The organism is Pseudomonas sp. Irchel s3h14 (genome assembly GCF_900187425.1).
In the GTDB taxonomy this organism is placed as follows: Bacteria; Pseudomonadota; Gammaproteobacteria; order Pseudomonadales; family Pseudomonadaceae; genus Aquipseudomonas.
In genome coordinates, this window is record NZ_FYDJ01000027.1 from 1 (window position 1) to 16,068 (window position 16,068).

Annotated in this window: 19 protein-coding genes and 1 tRNA gene; 5 read left to right on the forward strand and 15 right to left on the reverse strand. The window is 58.0% G+C overall.

Annotated features, from left to right (window positions below; genetic code table 11):
* From CKW16_RS28680 to CKW16_RS28700, 5 genes are all read left to right on the forward strand, one after another.
* Positions 1-248, forward strand: a 248-nt coding sequence (locus CKW16_RS28680) for a hypothetical protein (RefSeq protein WP_141232784.1), incomplete at its 5' end; no start/stop codon positions are given.
* 179 nt (positions 249-427) lie between these two features.
* Positions 428-1,804 (forward strand): L-serine ammonia-lyase, encoded by a 1,377-nt coding sequence (locus tag CKW16_RS28685; protein WP_095132678.1) that lies wholly within the window; start codon positions 428-430, stop codon positions 1,802-1,804.
* A gap of 38 nt (positions 1,805-1,842) precedes the next feature.
* Complete coding sequence (gene gcvT, locus CKW16_RS28690; protein ID WP_095132680.1) at positions 1,843-2,967, forward strand: glycine cleavage system aminomethyltransferase GcvT; 1,125 nt, start codon at positions 1,843-1,845, stop codon at positions 2,965-2,967.
* A gap of 390 nt (positions 2,968-3,357) precedes the next feature.
* Positions 3,358-3,570 carry a cold-shock protein gene (locus CKW16_RS28695; protein ID WP_003227496.1) on the forward strand — a complete coding sequence of 71 codons (213 nt, stop codon included), beginning with the start codon at positions 3,358-3,360 and terminating at the stop codon, positions 3,568-3,570.
* Positions 3,571-3,666: 96 nt separating this feature from the next.
* A complete protein-coding gene (locus tag CKW16_RS28700) occupies positions 3,667-4,155 on the forward strand; it encodes an RDD family protein (protein WP_008146921.1) in 489 nt (162 codons plus the stop codon).
* Positions 4,156-4,218: 63 nt separating this feature from the next.
* Here the strand turns inward: CKW16_RS28700 and nadA are convergent, their stop codons facing one another.
* From nadA to CKW16_RS28775, 15 genes are all read right to left on the reverse strand, one after another.
* Positions 4,219-5,277, reverse strand: a complete 1,059-nt coding sequence (nadA, locus tag CKW16_RS28705) for a quinolinate synthase NadA (RefSeq protein ID WP_095132682.1) — start codon at positions 5,275-5,277, stop codon at positions 4,219-4,221.
* A 271-nt stretch (positions 5,278-5,548) separates the two neighbouring features.
* Positions 5,549-5,624 (reverse strand) — tRNA-Lys (locus tag CKW16_RS28710).
* A gap of 63 nt (positions 5,625-5,687) precedes the next feature.
* Complete coding sequence (queC, locus tag CKW16_RS28715) at positions 5,688-6,380, reverse strand: 7-cyano-7-deazaguanine synthase QueC (RefSeq protein WP_095132684.1); 693 nt, start codon at positions 6,378-6,380, stop codon at positions 5,688-5,690.
* A gap of 1 nt (position 6,381) precedes the next feature.
* Positions 6,382-7,029, reverse strand: coding sequence for a 7-carboxy-7-deazaguanine synthase QueE (gene queE / locus CKW16_RS28720; RefSeq protein WP_046049720.1), 648 nt, complete (start codon positions 7,027-7,029; stop codon positions 6,382-6,384).
* A gap of 167 nt (positions 7,030-7,196) precedes the next feature.
* Complete coding sequence (gene ybgF, locus CKW16_RS28725; protein ID WP_095132686.1) at positions 7,197-8,036, reverse strand: tol-pal system protein YbgF; 840 nt, start codon at positions 8,034-8,036, stop codon at positions 7,197-7,199.
* 6 nt (positions 8,037-8,042) lie between these two features.
* The gene (gene pal / locus CKW16_RS28730) at positions 8,043-8,540 is read right to left on the reverse strand and encodes a peptidoglycan-associated lipoprotein Pal (protein ID WP_003178634.1); all 498 of its coding nucleotides are present in this window, start codon (positions 8,538-8,540) and stop codon (positions 8,043-8,045) included.
* Positions 8,541-8,592: 52 nt separating this feature from the next.
* Positions 8,593-9,873 carry a Tol-Pal system beta propeller repeat protein TolB gene (gene tolB, locus CKW16_RS28735; RefSeq protein ID WP_166675809.1) on the reverse strand — a complete coding sequence of 427 codons (1,281 nt, stop codon included), beginning with the start codon at positions 9,871-9,873 and terminating at the stop codon, positions 8,593-8,595.
* A 17-nt stretch (positions 9,874-9,890) separates the two neighbouring features.
* Positions 9,891-10,970 (reverse strand): cell envelope integrity protein TolA, encoded by a 1,080-nt coding sequence (gene tolA / locus CKW16_RS28740; protein ID WP_095132688.1) that lies wholly within the window; start codon positions 10,968-10,970, stop codon positions 9,891-9,893.
* The gene (gene tolR, locus CKW16_RS28745) at positions 10,970-11,422 is read right to left on the reverse strand and encodes a protein TolR (protein ID WP_162556275.1); all 453 of its coding nucleotides are present in this window, start codon (positions 11,420-11,422) and stop codon (positions 10,970-10,972) included. The genes tolA and tolR overlap by 1 nt, the downstream gene beginning before the upstream one ends.
* Positions 11,423-11,445: 23 nt before the next feature.
* Positions 11,446-12,141: a protein TolQ gene (gene tolQ, locus CKW16_RS28750; RefSeq protein WP_008147369.1), complete on the reverse strand. Its 696-nt coding sequence runs from the start codon at positions 12,139-12,141 to the stop codon at positions 11,446-11,448.
* Entirely contained in the window at positions 12,131-12,598 is a 468-nt protein-coding gene (gene ybgC, locus CKW16_RS28755; RefSeq protein ID WP_008147372.1) for a tol-pal system-associated acyl-CoA thioesterase, read from the reverse strand. The genes tolQ and ybgC overlap by 11 nt, the downstream gene beginning before the upstream one ends.
* A gap of 127 nt (positions 12,599-12,725) precedes the next feature.
* Positions 12,726-13,787 carry a Holliday junction branch migration DNA helicase RuvB gene (ruvB, locus tag CKW16_RS28760; RefSeq protein WP_046049660.1) on the reverse strand — a complete coding sequence of 354 codons (1,062 nt, stop codon included), beginning with the start codon at positions 13,785-13,787 and terminating at the stop codon, positions 12,726-12,728.
* Positions 13,788-14,402, reverse strand: coding sequence for a Holliday junction branch migration protein RuvA (gene ruvA / locus CKW16_RS28765; protein WP_046049661.1), 615 nt, complete (start codon positions 14,400-14,402; stop codon positions 13,788-13,790).
* 115 nt (positions 14,403-14,517) lie between these two features.
* Positions 14,518-15,042, reverse strand: coding sequence for a crossover junction endodeoxyribonuclease RuvC (gene ruvC / locus CKW16_RS28770; RefSeq protein WP_008147379.1), 525 nt, complete (start codon positions 15,040-15,042; stop codon positions 14,518-14,520).
* Positions 15,043-15,199: 157 nt separating this feature from the next.
* Positions 15,200-15,946 carry a YebC/PmpR family DNA-binding transcriptional regulator gene (locus CKW16_RS28775; protein WP_056741401.1) on the reverse strand — a complete coding sequence of 249 codons (747 nt, stop codon included), beginning with the start codon at positions 15,944-15,946 and terminating at the stop codon, positions 15,200-15,202.
* Between the last annotated feature and the right edge of the window lie 122 nt (positions 15,947-16,068).

Genomic DNA, 16,068 nt, shown 5'->3' on the forward strand with positions numbered 1-16,068 from the left:
TCCGCGAAGAAATCCGCGCAGTGGAAAACGGCACCCTGGACAAGGACGACAACCCGCTGAAAAACGCCCCGCACACCGCGGCGGAAATCGTCGGCGAGTGGACGCATCCGTACAGCCGTGAGCAAGCGGTGTATCCGGTTGCGTCGCTGATCGAAGGCAAATACTGGCCACCGGTCGGTCGCGTCGACAACGTGTTCGGCGACCGCAACCTGATCTGCGCCTGCCCGTCGATCGAAAGCTACGCTTGATCTATAGGGGGGCGGGTTCGCTCGCCCCCACAAGGACACCGCATACCCCTGCAGGAGCAAAGCTTGCTCGCGATAGCCGTTACACGGTCTATCTGACGAACCGCGTCATCGTTCATCGCGAGCAAGCTTTGCTCCTACGGGTTCGCACTGCACCTATAACAAGAAACCGGAGAACAACCATGTCTTTAAGCGTGTTCGACCTGTTCAAGATTGGCATCGGCCCCTCCAGCTCTCACACCGTCGGCCCGATGCGTGCTGCTGCGCGTTTCGCTGAAGGTCTGCGTCGTGAAGGACTGCTGGCCGCGACCACCTGCGTCAAAGTCGAGCTCTACGGATCACTCGGCGCCACCGGTAAAGGCCACGGCAGCGACAAGGCTGTGTTGCTGGGCCTGGAAGGCGAACACCCGGATACCGTGAACACCGAAACCGTCGCCGCCCGTCTGCAAGAGATTCGTGGCAATGGTCGCTTGAACCTGCTCGGCGAACACAGCATTGCGTTCAACGAGAAAGAACATTTGGCGATGATCCGCAAACCGTTGGCCTATCACCCCAACGGCATGATCTTTCGCGCCTTCGATGCCGCGGGCATACAAATCCGCAGCCGCGAGTACTACTCGGTCGGCGGTGGTTTTGTGGTCGATGAAGACGCCGCCGGCGCTGACCGTATCGTCGAAGACGCCACACCACTGACCTTCCCGTTCAAAAGCGCCAAGGACCTGCTCGGTCACTGCGCCACCTATGGTCTGTCGATCAGCCAGGTGATGCTGACCAACGAAAGTGCCTGGCGTCCGGAAGCGGAAACCCGCGCCGGCCTGTTGAAAATCTGGCAAGTGATGCAGGACTGCGTCGACGCCGGTTGTCGTAACGAAGGCATCCTTCCTGGTGGTTTGAAGGTCAAACGTCGGGCGGCCGCGCTGCATCGACAACTGTGCAAGAACCCGGAATCGTCCCTGCGCGATCCGCTGTCGGTGCTGGACTGGGTCAACCTCTACGCACTGGCGGTCAACGAAGAAAACGCCAACGGCGGGCGCGTGGTGACTGCGCCTACCAACGGTGCAGCAGGGATCGTCCCCGCTGTTTTGCATTACTACATGCGCTTCATCCCCGGCGCCAACGAAGACGGCGTCGTGCGTTTTCTGCTGACCGCAGCCGCGATCGGCATTCTCTATAAAGAAAACGCCTCGATCTCCGGCGCAGAAGTCGGCTGTCAGGGTGAAGTTGGCGTGGCCTGTTCCATGGCCGCCGGTGCCTTGTGCGAAGTCCTCGGCGGCACCGTGCAGCAAGTGGAAAACGCCGCCGAAATCGGCATGGAACACAACCTCGGCCTGACCTGCGACCCGATTGGCGGGCTGGTGCAAGTGCCTTGCATCGAGCGCAACGCCATGGGGTCGGTCAAGGCAATCAATGCGGTACGCATGGCCCTGCGCGGCGACGGTCAGCACTTCGTCTCCCTCGACAAGGTCATCCGCACCATGCGCCAGACCGGCGCCGACATGAAAAGCAAATACAAGGAAACCGCCCGTGGCGGTTTGGCGGTCAACATTATCGAGTGCTGATGTTTACGCACATCTGCACACTTTTTCAGGAGCTGAATATGTCCACCGAACAGTTGTCGAAAACCCCGCTGCACGCACTGCACATCGAACTCGGCGCCCGCATGGTGCCGTTTGCCGGCTACGACATGCCGGTGCAATACCCGCTGGGCGTGATGAAAGAACACCAGCACACCCGCGATCAGGCCGGGCTGTTCGATGTCTCGCACATGGGCCAGATCCGCTTGACCGGCGCCAATGCCGCCAAGGCGCTGGAAACCCTGGTGCCAGTCGACATCATCGACCTGCCAGTGGGCACGCAGCGCTACGCGATGTTCACCAACGAGACCGGCGGCATCCTCGACGACCTGATGGTCGCCAACCTGGGTAACGACGAACTGTTCCTGGTGGTCAACGCCGCCTGCAAGGATCAGGACCTGGCGCATCTGCGCAAGCACATCGGCGACCAGTGCACCATCGAGCCGCTGTTTGAAGAACGCGCCCTGCTGGCGTTGCAAGGTCCGGCTGCCGTCACCGTACTCGCACGCCTGGCCCCTGAAGCCGCGAAGATGACCTTCATGCAATTCGCCCGCGTAAAACTGCTGGGCGTGGACTGCTTTGTCAGCCGTTCGGGCTACACCGGTGAAGACGGTTACGAAATCTCCGTGCCGGCCGCCAACGCCGAAGCCCTGGCTCGCGCCCTGCTGGCCGAACCTGAAGTGGCGGCCATCGGCCTTGGCGCTCGCGACTCCCTGCGCCTGGAAGCCGGTCTGTGCCTCTACGGCCACGACATGAACACCGAGACCACCCCGATCGAAGCGAGCCTGCTGTGGGCCATCTCCAAGCCTCGTCGCGCTGATGGCGCACGTGCCGGCGGCTTCCCTGGCGCAGAAACCGTATTCGGACAGCAACAAGCCGGTGTCAGCCGCAAACGCGTTGGCCTGTTGCCTCAGGAACGCACGCCGGTGCGCGAAGGTGCAGAGATCGTCAATGAAGCAGGCGACATCATTGGCGTGGTTTGCAGTGGCGGCTTCGGTCCGACCCTGGGTGGCCCTTTGGCGATGGGTTACGTCGACAGTGCTTATATCGCACTCGATACGCCGGTATGGGCGATTGTTCGTGGGAAAAAGGTGCCTTTGCTTGTAAGCAAAATGCCATTTGTTCCACAACGCTACTACCGCGGTTGATTGACTGTTTCTATAAGTAACGCGGTTGCGTTAACAGCGCACTAATGTGTAACGCAACCGCCATAAAACAGTGCATACCTTCGATTACGAACTTTGCTTATAACGATCGAAAACAATTGAACACCTCTATCGCATAAGCCAACACTAGTTGCGACATAAACGCCCCGACGCGAGCAAATCCGGGCCCTCCACAGGGCTTGTTTTTTCTCCCGTAGTTGGCGTAGAGTTTGTCCACTGTGTTTGCATGGGTCGCTTGGAATCGTGACCTGGGCAGTAGCCTACAAGTTAGCTACATCCCGTTCGACGTCTTCTTACTCTCCTGCAACCAGCCCCAGTACTCTTTCACAAGAAGGAGACTGTCATTAATTTTTTGCGTCAAAGGAATAAGAAATGTCCACACGTCAGAGCGGTACCGTCAAGTGGTTTAACGACGAGAAAGGTTTTGGTTTTATCACTCCAGAAAGCGGTCCGGATCTGTTCGTGCATTTCCGCGCTATTCAGGGCAACGGCTTCAAGAGCCTGAAAGAAGGCCAGAAAGTGACTTTCGTTGCTGTGCAAGGCCAGAAAGGCATGCAGGCTGACGAAGTACAAGCAGAAGCCTGATCTTCTGTAACGAAAAAGCCCCTGATGCTGACATCAGGGGCTTTTTTGTGCGCGTAAATCCGTAAAATGGCTTCTTTTTTCCATCCAGAGGCTGCCATGTCGAAACACCTGCTCAAACCCCAGGGCGACTTTCCCGCCGCCACCCTGGGCCGTCGCCTGGCAGCGATGTTCTATGACTTCTTGTTGTGTACCGCCCTGCTGATCGTCACCAGCGGCATTTACAAGATGATCCAGATGGCGATCCTCGGCGAAGACAAAATGCGCACCCTGACCGAAGCCGGCGCGCTGGACGGCGATCCATTGCTCTCAACGGTGCTGCTGTTTGTGCTGTTCGGCTTCTTCGCCAAGTTCTGGACCTGGTCCGGTCAGACCCTGGGGATGCAGGTCTGGTGCATACGCGTGCAAAACGCCGACGGTTCATCCATCAGCCTGTGGCAGGCGTTGCTGCGCTTTGTGGTGTCGATCGCGTCCTTGCTGTGCGTCGGGCTGGGTTTCTTCTGGTCGCTGTTCGACAAACAGAAGCGCAGCTGGCATGACATCTACTCCAATACCCAGCTCGTGCGGATTCCAAAGAAAACCAAGTAATCCAGCAGATGCAAAAACGCCCCGATCAAATCGGGGCGTTTTTTTTGGCTCACTGTCGGCGAATCAGGCGTTGCCAGCCAATTTCATCCGCGCTGCCTGCGTGAAGTCGAGCATGCGCTTGAGCGGCCGAATCGCTTGAGGAATCAGCGCTGGATCAACAAAGATCTCGTTAGTCCCCTCTTTCAAGCTCTTCAGCGTGCGCTCAAGGGTGTTCATTGCCATCCACGGGCAATGTGCGCAACTACGGCATGCTGCGCCGTTACCGGCCGTTGGCGCTTCGATGAAGACCTTGTCCGGGCACAGCTGCTGCATCTTGTAGAAGATGCCGCGATCAGTGGCGACGATAAAGGTCTTGTTCGGCAGGCTCTGCGCTGCCGCAATCAATTGACTGGTGGAGCCGACGGCATCCGCCAACTCGATCACCGACGTCGGCGACTCCGGATGCACCAGAATCGCTGCGTCCGGGTACAGCGCCTTCATGTCTTCGAGCTGTTTGGACTTGAACTCTTCGTGAACGATGCAGGCACCGTCCCACAGCAGCATGTCCGCGCCGGTCTGGCGCTGGATGTAGGTGCCCAGGTGTTTATCCGGACCCCAAATGATGGTTTCGCCGTTATCCATCAGGCTTTCGACGATCTCCAGCGCGCAGCTTGAAGTCACCACCCAATCCGCCCGGGCTTTGACCGCCGCCGACGTGTTGGCATACACCACCACGGTACGTTCCGGGTGCTGATCACAGAACGCCGAGAACTCGTCCACCGGGCAACCCAGGTCCAGCGAGCAGGTCGCTTCCAGGGTTGGCATCAGGATGCGCTTTTCAGGGTTGAGGATTTTGGCGGTCTCGCCCATGAACTTCACACCGGCGACCACCACGGTCTTGGCCGGGTGAGCGCTGCCAAAGCGAGCCATCTCCAGCGAGTCGGAGACGCAACCACCGGTTTCTTCGGCCAGGGCCTGAATGACCGGATCGCAATAGAAGTGAGCAACCAGCACCGCGTCCTGAGCCTTGAGCTCGGCAGCGATGGCGGCACGGTAATAGGCCTCCTCCTCGGCAGTCAGCGGCTTGGGCTGCTTGGCGTCGAGGTGGGCTTGAACCAGAAGGCGTTCGGAAATCTGCGTCATGTTCGCAAGACCTGCAGGCGCTTTCGCGCGAAAGTCGAGTATACACCCGGCTCCGGACCCTTCAGGGTACCGCCGGGAGAGTGAGTATCATCAGGCACGGACAACGTTGAAGCTGCGCAAGGCTACAGAATATCCCGTTGATGCAAAAGATGATTCTGACCTGCGTCACGGGTCGCAGCCCGGAACAGGGCAAGCTCAAATCGCGGGCAAAAAAAAATCCGGAAATCCTCACTTGCGTGGGCCTTCCAGACTTTTAAAACTGCTACAAAAATGGTGGGTCGTGTGGGATTCGAACCTACGACCAATTGGTTAAAAGCCAACTGCTCTACCAACTGAGCTAACGACCCGCTGTGTGGTGGCGCGTATAATACTGATTTTTAAGGACTATTCAACACCTAATTTGAAATAAATCAAAAATAAGGTGTTGGGTCGCTGATTCCGGCTGCCGCAAAGCCTTCTGCACGCAGTCGGCAGCTGTCGCATTTACCGCAAGCGCGGCCGTTATCGTCGGCCTGATAGCAGGAAACAGTCAGCCCATAATCAACACCCAGCTTCACGCCTGCCTGGACGATCTGTGCCTTGCTCAGGTTCTGCAATGGCGCCTGAATGCGGAAACCATTCCCCTCTACACCGGCCTTGGTCGCCAGATTGGCCATGCGCTCGAAGGACTCGATGAACTCGGGACGGCAATCCGGGTAACCGGAGTAATCCACGGCGTTCACACCAATAAAGATGTCACGCGCGCCCAGCACTTCGGCCCAGCCTAACGCCAAGGAGAGAAACACGGTGTTGCGCGCCGGCACGTAAGTGACTGGAATGCCCTCCCCCAGCTCCTCCGGAATGTCGATGCTGCTGTCAGTCAGTGCCGAGCCGCCCATACCGTTCAGGTTGAGACCGATCACCTTGTGCTCGACCACACCCAGGTCACGGGCAACGCGTGCAGCGGCGTGCAACTCTGCTTGAGACCGCTGACCGTAATCGAAGCTCATGGTGTAGCAGCTGTAACCTTCAGCACGAGCCATCGCCACGACGGTCGCCGAGTCCAGGCCGCCGGACAGCAGGATGACCGCACGTTTTTCAGCAGTATTCAGTTGTTCAGTCATTTCAGCGCCCCGGCTCGTCATTCCAAAGATATTTATGCAACTGCAATTGCAGACGCACTGGCAGGTTGTCCGCCACCACCCAGTCAGCCAGATCCCGAGCGTTCAGGTCATGGTGACTTGGCGAGAACAGGACTTCGCCGGCACGCTGATCCAGACCGTACTGGATCAGCTTGGACACAGCCCAGTCGTAGTCTTCCCGCGAGCAGATGACAAACTTCACCTGATCGTTGCGCGTGAGCAGTTCGATGTTCTCGTAGCGGTTGCGGTGGGCTTCTTTCGAACCCGGGGTTTTCAGGTCGACGACGCGACTGACCCGTGGATCGACCGCCGAGATATCCAGGGCACCGCTGGTTTCCAGCGAGACCTCGTAACCGGCGTCACACAACTGCTTGAGCAATGGGATGGCGTTGGGTTGTGCCAGCGGCTCGCCGCCGGTGACGCAAACGTAACGCGGACGAAAACCGGCCACTTGCTCGAGGATATCGTCGAGCGGGCGAATGGTGCCGCCAGTGAAAGCATAAGCGCTGTCGCAGTATTGGCAACGCAATGGGCAACCGGTCAGGCGCACAAAAACAGTGGGCAGCCCGGCAGTCCGCGTTTCACCCTGCAACGAGTAGAAAACTTCGGTAATTCTCAATGTGTCTTGCATAGTCGCCACGGGCATAACAGCTAAACAGGCTGTCCGCCTCCGTCAGGCACTTCAAGGAACCCCGCCAACGCGCAGATCCCAAAAAGCGTGTTTCATAAAAAGGGCGTGAATTCTAACGAAAAAACCCGCGACAAGCGCGGGTTTCTTCAAAACAGGTCAAGCAGCCCTTACATCTTTTGCAGATCACGCTGGGCCAGTTGAGCGGCGGAAGTGCCCGGGTATTGCGACACAACCTGTTGCAGAATGCCTTTGACCTTGTCGGGATGACCAAGGCGACGCTCTACATCAGCCAGCTTGTACAGCGAGTCAGGCACTTTTGGATGCTTGGGATACAGTTGCGAAACCTTGGCAAAAGCCTGACCTGCACCTTGCAGATCACCTTTGGCCAAGTTCACTTCGCCCAACCAGTACTGAGCATTGCCCGCGTACTGGCTGTTCGGGTATTTGCGCAGGAATGCGGCAAAAGCCAGGCTGGCCTTGTCGAAATCCTTGGCTTTGATCAGGTCGAAGGCTGCATCGTAATACAGTTTTTCCTTCGCCGGATCAGCCGGTTCGCTACCCGCGGCAGGTGCCTGAGCGGCTGCCGCTCCTGCGGCTGCGCCCGCTGCTGCACCGGGGGCATTCAAACTGCCACCGGCGGAAGAATTATCAGGAGTCGCGGCTGGTGCAACGCCGGTTCCTATGCGCCGATCAAGATCCTGATATCGCTCCAGGTTCTCTTGCTTCATGCGCGCTACATCATTTTGCAGAACTTCGATGATGCCTTGTTGGCGCGAGATCTGCTCCTGCATCGATTGCAGTTGGTTGAACAGCTCGCCCTGTGCCGAGACAGGGGCCGAAACCCCTCCCCCGGCATAGGCGCCGTTCGTACCGTAACCTGCAGGCGGATTACTAGTCCCGCTATTGGTATAGCCGGAGTCGTTATCGACCACAGGAACCGCAGCCCACACCGCAAGCGGTGCGAGGCTGAGAGCCAAAACAGTTACAGCACGACGGCACGTTCGCATGACGAATTACTTACGCAGTTCGACGCGACGGTTTTGAGCCCAGGACTGCTCGTCATTGCCGGTAGCAACTGGACGCTCTTCGCCGTAGGAAACCAGTTCCAGCTGAGCTGGGGAAACACCTTGCAGTACCAGGTAACGCTGAACGGCTTTCGCACGACGCTCGCCCAGTGCCATGTTGTACTCACGAGTACCACGTTCGTCGGTGTTGCCTTCCAGAACAACGCGAGCGCCGTTTGCTTTCAGGTCTTTGGCGTGAACGTCCAGAGCGCGCATGGCTTCTGGCTTCAGGTCCGAACTGTCGTATTCGAAGTAGAAAGTGGTGATTGCGCGCAGAGCAGCTTCTTCGCTCAGGGAGCCGTCAACTGCACCAGTGTTTGCGCCGTAACCAGCGTTTGGATCTACAGCGCCTTCACCGGCATTGTCGCCGCCTTTGGACGAGCAACCTACAGCTACAGCCATGGCCAGAGCCAGCGCAGCAAATTTACCAAACTTCAGCATTTCCATCGTAAAACTCCTAATGAACCCCAATGTGTTAAGTACAACGTGTAGCGCCGCGTCAGTTCAGGTAAGGGGACCAGGAAGGTTCTCTGACTTCGCCTTGTGCGGTAGGAAGCGGGAGCCTTACGCGTCCATTAATGGACACGAGCATCAAGACTCCCCGGCCCTGCTGGCGGGTGGCGTAGATTACCATGGTGCCGTTGGGCGCAACAGTAGGCGACTCGTCCAGAGTGCTATCAGTGAGGATTTTTACGCTTCCGCGCTGCAAATCCTGGGCCGCCACCTTGAAATTAGTGAAACCTTCCTGACGATGGATCATCACCAGGGTCTTTTCATCAGCCGAAAGCTTAGGGTTGGCGTTGTAGTTACCGATAAAGGTCACACGCTCCGCACCACCACCGCCTGCGCTGGTTTTGTAGATCTGCGGCTTGCCGCCACGGTCCGAGGTGAAGTAGATGGTCGAACCATCCTTGCCCCAGAACGGTTCGGTGTTGATGCCAGGACCGTTGGTGACACGCGTGATCTGACGCGAACCCAGGTTCATCACGTAGATGTCCGGGTTGCCGTCTTTCGACAGTACGAATGCCAGACGATTGCCATCAGGCGACCATGCTGGCGCGCCATTCAGGCCTTCGAAGTTGGTGATCTGCTCACGGCGACCGGTGTCGATGTTTTGCATGAAGATACGCGGACGCTTCTGCTCGAACGACACATAAGCGATGCGCTTGCCATCCGGTGCGAAACGCGGCGACAGGATCGGCTCGCGCGATTGCAGCAGGGTCACGGCACGGGCACCGTCATAGTCCGAACGTTGCAGCGTGTAGCGAGTGTTCTTCTCGGAGAAACGCTCAGCCGTCACGTACAGCAGACGAGTCGAGAACGCACCTTTGATACCGGTGAGTTTTTCGAACGACTGATCCGCAATGTAGTGCGACATGTCGCGCAGTTGATCGACGCTACCCGACACGCTGCCGGTCAGCACTTGCTGCTCCGTGGCGACGTTGAACAGAGCGTATTGGACCTGCAGGCGACCGCCCGCAGGAGCAATGCTGCCGACCATGACGTACTGGGCGCCCAGCGCCTTGAAGTCACGGAAGATGATTTCGCTGGCCTGGCTTGGCTGGCTGATCATGTTCTGTTTTGGAATCGGCGAGTAGTAACCCGAGTTGCGCAGGTCGTTACCGATGATTTCGGCCATGTCGTCCGGCAGCACGCTGCCGCCCTGATTGCCGAACGGAACGACTGCGATCGGGGTGGCCCGATCACTGCCGCTGGTGACCAGAATGTTTTTTTCATCTGCTGCCGCTATCCCTGCCATGCAGCAGATAACGACAAGCATTCCTCGAAGAAGGTTTCTCACAAGGCTAGATCCTCAGGTGTGAATGTCATCTTGAATGAACGATACGGAGCGAAATCGCTCGGCTTCATTCCCTGCATTTCTGTCAAACGTCCAATGTTCTTGACCGCCGCTACAGCGGAAGCGTCAAACGGACCATCGCCACTGGACTTGGCCACGCTGACCGAAGTCAACGTACCGTCCGGCAACATGCCGATTTGCAACACGACTGTCATGCCTTTACGGGCCGAAGGTGGACGAGCCCAGCCTTCCGCTGCACGAGCACGGATCAGATCATCGAAACTACCGGCGACTTCGTCACCCTGCTCATCCGCCAAGGCCTGCTGACGCTGCGGCGTGTCGGAAAGCAAATCTGCCAAGGCCTGAGCCTTTTTCTCTTCGGCGGATTTACGTGCCGCTTCCTGCGATTTTTTCTTCGCAGCATCGGCAGCAGCTTTCTTCTTCGCGTCTTCCGCGACTTTCTTCTTCGCGTCTTCAGCTTCAGATTTCTTCTTGGCGTCTTCCGCGGCTTTCTTCTTCGCGTCTTCGACGATCTTTTTCTTCGCTTCTTCAGCGGCCGCTTTCTTGGCCTCTTCTTCAGCTGCTTTCTTGGCTTCTTCTTCAGACTTCTTCTTGGCTATATCAGCCAATTGTTTCTCTTCGGCCTTTTTAGCTTCGGCGGTCTTCTTCGCTTCATCGGCTTTCTTGGCTTCATCAGCCTTTTTAGCCTCTTCCGCTTTCTTCGTCTCGTCGGCCTTTTGGGATTCTTCGGCTTTTTGAGCCGCATCTTCCTTCTTTTGTTCCGCGGCCTTGATCGCTTCCTGCTCGATCTTTTTCTGTTCCATCTGCTCGACTTCGGTCTGGCGTGCGGCGGATTTCTTCGCCTCACCCGCAATCTTCTGATTGGTCTGGGTGGTCGCCTGACTTTTCGATTTCAGTTGGTACAGGGTCGCCTGGACAATCGGCTTGGCCGGCGGCAGTTCGGGCGTGAAGGCGAAACTGACAAACAGCATGCCGAAAACCAGCACGTGCAAGACAAGCGCCCAGACACTAGGCCAGAAGTAGCTTTCCGAGGCGGACGGCTCTCGCATTTGCTGCATCAGGGTGCCTCGGTAATCAAGCCAACATTACCGACCCCGGCTTTCTGCAACCCGCCCATGGCGCCCATGACGGAACCGTAGTCGACGGTCTTGTCGCCGCGGATGAACACCTGGGTACGCTTGCCACCTTCAGTGCCGGCGCGAATGATCTTGGTCACGGCGTCAGTCATCTGCGGCAAGGTCATGGCCTTGTCCTGTTGCTTTTCAGTGTCGACTTCGCTGCCAAGGTTCCAGTAGTAGGTCTTGTCAGACTTGATCGAAATGGTCAGGACCTGGGTGTTGTTGTCCTGCGGCAAGGCTTCGCTGGAAACCTTGGGCAGATCAACTTTCACGCCCTGATTGAGCATCGGAGCGGTCACCATGAAGATGACCAGCAGCACCAACATCACGTCGATGTAAGGCACCACGTTCATCTCGGCAACCGGCTTGCGCTTTTTGCGAGCTCGAGCGATTAAAGCCATTGGAAATTACCTGCTTATTCTTCGCTGGTGTGCACTTTGCGGTGCAGGATCGCCTGGAATTCATCGGCGAAGGTGTAGTAACGGCCCAGCAGGGTTTCACTGCGAGCAGCAAAACGGTTGTAAGCGATAACGGCCGGGATGGCGGCGAACAGACCGATCGCGGTTGCAATCAGTGCCTCGGCGATACCTGGAGCCACAGTGGCCAGGGTTGCTTGCTGGGCAGTGGCCAGACCACGGAAGGAGTTCATGATCCCCCAGACAGTACCGAACAGACCGATGTACGGGCTGACGGAACCTACGGTCGCGAGGAACGGCAGGCTCTGCTCGAGCTTTTCTTCTTCACGGGAAATGGCGACGCGCATGGCACGGGCCACGCCTTCCATGACCGCTTCCGGGTCAACGCCTGGCTGCTGGCGCAGACGGGAGAATTCCTTGAAACCGGCACGGAAGATCTGCTCTACGCCCGAATCCGGATCAGGGTTGCTGCCGGCCTGACGGTAGAGTTTGGACAGATCGATACCCGACCAGAAGCGCTCTTCAAAGCTCTCCAGGGCGCGTCGACCGGCGCGCAGCAGGTTGCTGCGCTGAAAGATCATGATCCATGAGGTCACCGATGCGGCTACCAGGATCAGCATTACCAGTTGCACCACGATACTGGCATTGCTGACCAGGCTCCACATGGAGGAATGGTCGACGACGTTAGCTTCCACGCTTTATCTCCTGCTTTGAGTGTGTACCCGCGCCGCTCACGTCGGCAAAGGCCGCACGTAGAGCTTCGGGAATGGCCCGGGGTTTCAAACTGTTAGTGCGCACACAGGCCACCAAAAACTGCCCTTCGCAGAGCAGCGCATTATCCGTAGCCCGCCTGACCTGCTGTTTGAAGCGCAGGCTGACACGGTTCAATTCGATTACTTCAGCGCTTACCAGCAGTTCGTCATCCAGTCGCGCCGGCGCGTGGTAACGCGCTTCGCTGGAATGCACGACGAACAACAGGTCCTCACCTGCAAGCTGGGATTGGGCAAAGCCCAGCTCCCGGAGCCGCTCGGTTCGAGCCCGTTCCATAAACTTGAGGTAATTAACGTAATACACGATGCCGCCCGCATCGGTGTCCTCGTAATAAACGCGACAACGAAGTGCGAAAGGCTCAAGCCCGTTTTGCGCGCGCATACTCTAGTGCTTACTCCTCAGGTTGCCAATCCGGCCAGGCAACTGTTTTTCATTGATTCACGGCTTTCTGGCGAAAGTACGGTCCTGGGACCGCACAAACCCCGAATAAATCAGCGCGCAAAGGTTATTAATCGTCCACGGCATCGAGGAACTCGTCTACCACGGGCATCTCGCCCAATCGTGACGGGATGTTTAAACCGAAGTGCAGGTACGCATGCCGGGTCACCACCCGCCCCCGCGGCGTACGCATGATGTAGCCCTGCTGGATCAGGTACGGCTCCAGCACGTCTTCAATGGTGTGGCGCTCTTCGCTGATGGCGGCGGCGAGGCTATCGACCCCGACCGGCCCACCGTCGAACTTCTCGATCATGGTCAACAACAGACGTCGATCCTGGTGATCGAAGCCGCGCTCGTCGACATCCAGCAGGTTCAAGGCCAGGTCGGCGATCGGTTTGGTGATGTGGCCCTTGGCGCGAACTTCGGCAAAATCCCGAACCCGGCGCAGCAAGCGGTTGGCAATCCGCGGCGTACCACGGGCACGGCGGGCGATTTCGAAGGCGCCTTCCGGGTCCAGCGGCAAGCCGAGGATATTCGCCGAACGACTGACAATCGTTGCCAGGTCAGCGGTGTTGTAGAACTCCAGGCGCTGAACGATCCCGAAACGGTCGCGCAGCGGATTGGTCAGCATCCCCGCCCGCGTCGTCGCACCGACCAGGGTGAACGGTGGCAGATCAAGCTTGATCGAGCGCGCGGCCGGCCCTTCGCCGATCATGATGTCGAGCTGGAAATCTTCCATGGCCGGGTACAGCACTTCTTCGACAATCGGCGAGAGCCGATGGATTTCGTCGATGAACAGCACGTCGTGTGGCTCAAGATTGGTCAGCAGCGCAGCCAGGTCACCCGGACGTTCAAGCACAGGGCCCGAGGTGCTCTTGATCGAGACTCCCATTTCCTGGGCGATGATGTTGGCCAGCGTGGTTTTACCCAGACCCGGCGGGCCGAAAATCAGCGTGTGGTCCAGGGATTCGTTGCGCCCACGGGCGGCCTGGATGAACAACTCCATTTGCTCGCGAACGGTCGGCTGGCCAATGTATTCGGCCAGGCTGACAGGACGAATCGCCCGGTCCTGGACTTCCTCACGGTCACGAGGGCCAGGTGTGGCCGTAATCAGACGATCAGCTTCAATCACTTAGATCATTCCCTTCAGGGCACGACGAATCATGTCTTCACTGCTCAAACCTTTCTCCTTGATCGCAGAAATCGCCTTGCTGGCTTCCTGCGGCTTGTAGCCCAGGGAGATCAGCGCGCTGACTGCATCATTTTCGGCGGTGGCGACCGGCGTCGTATCTGGCCCACCCGGCTGGTTTGGTACCAAAGCGAACATCGCCGGCACCGTTTCCCAGGCCTTGAAGCGATCCTTGAGTTCCACCAGCAAACGTTCGGCAGTCTTCTTGCCCACGCCCGGCACCTTGGTCAGCGCCGAAGTGTCCTGGGACTGTACGCAACGAACCAGTTCATCGACTTCCAGGCTCGACATCAGGGCCAGGGCCAATTTCGGCCCTACACCATTTAGACGGATCAACTCGCGAAAAAAGTCTCGCTCGCGCTTGCCGAAGAAGCCATAGAGTAACTGCGCGTCTTCGCGTACGACCAAATGGGTGTGCAAGGTCAGCGGTTCACCGACCGACGGCAAGCGATACAGCGTGGTCATGGGCACTTCCAGCTCATACCCCAGACCGTTTACATCCAGAATCAGATGCGGCGGCTGTTTCTCAGCCAGTGTGCCGCGCAAGCGTCCAATCACGTTTCAGATCCTTGAGCGTTGGCCAGATCAGTGCTGGCGACTGACAGAACAAGGGTTTTGCGCCGACGACACAGGCGCAAAACCCTCGTTCCATAAAAAATGATTGCTGATGCTATCAGAGACGCAGGCGCCCGCCACGACTGCGTGCCGTACCCAAGCCATGGGGCAACAGGCTGGAACGGGTGTGAGCATGGCAAATGGCAATGGCCAGGGCGTCCGAGGCATCGATTTGCGGTTTGCTGGTCAGCTTCAGCATGTGCATGACCATCATTTGCACCTGTTCTTTGTTCGCCGCGCCGGTCCCGGTCACCGCCTGCTTGACCTGGGTCGCCGTGTACTCAGCGATTTCCAGGCTTTCTTCCGCCCCGGCAACGATGGCTGCGCCGCGGGCCTGGCCAAGTTTCAGCGCAGAGTCGGCGTTGCGCGCCATGAAGACCTTTTCGATGCCCATGGTCACCGGGCCGTAGGTCTGGATGACTTCGCGTACACCGCGATAGACGATTTGCAGGCGTTCATGCAGCTCGCCGGAACCTGTGCGAATGCAGCCCGACGCCACGTACACGCAACCACGCCCGGTATCACGCACCACGCCATAACCGGTAATGCGCGAACCGGGGTCGATACCAAGAATTAAAGTCATAACGCCTGCGGGTTAAGTAAAAGCACGGTATTCAATACACGAATAACAAATGTGGGAGCGAGCCTGCTCGCGAAAGCGATTTCATATTCAGCAACAATGTTGCCTGAAAATCCGCATTCGCGAGCAGGCTCGCTCCCACATTGAATCTTAGTCGCCCTCAACCGAGCTGCGCGGCTACCGACTCTGGAATGTCCGCGTTGGAGTAGACGTTCTGCACGTCATCCAGGTCTTCAAGCATGTCGATCAGCTTGAGAACCTTCTCGGCGCCTTCCAGGTCCAGTTCGGCACTGGTGGTCGGCAGCATCACGATTTCCGCGTCATCGCCTTTGAAACCGGCCGCTTCCAGCGCGTTACGTACCGAGTAGAAACCGGCGAACGAGGTGAATACGTCGATGGAACCGTCTTCGTGGGTCACCACGTCATCAGCATCGGCCTCCATCGCCGCTTCCATCAGCGCATCTTCATCGACGCCCGGGGCGAAGGAAATCTGCCCCTTGCGCTCGAACAGATAGGCCACCGAACCGTCCGTACCAAGGTTGCCGCCGCACTTGCTGAACGCGTGGCGAACAGCCGCTGCGGTGCGATTGCGGTTGTCGGTCATGCACTCGACCATCACCGCCACGCCGCCCGGGCCGTAGCCTTCGTAGCTCAGCTCGACCATGTCGTCGGTATCGGCAGCACCGGCGCCGCGGGCGACCGCGCGATCAATGATGTCGCGGCTCATGTTCGCGCCGAGGGCCTTGTCCAGCGCCAGACGCAACCGCGGGTTGGAACCCGGATCACCACCGCCCTGACGGGCAGCAACGGTCAGTTCACGAATCCACTTGGTGAAAATCTTGCCCTTCTTGGCATCCTGACGTTCTTTGCGGTGCTTGATGTTCGCCCACTTGGAATGACCCGCCATATCTCGCTCCGAATTCTCTTTGAAACATTGCCCGCCGCGCCATGACGCGCCAGCCAGCAAACAAAAATCTCGACCATTCTATAAAGAAAGGGCGCATCCGAAGATGCGCCCTTCTGGTCAGC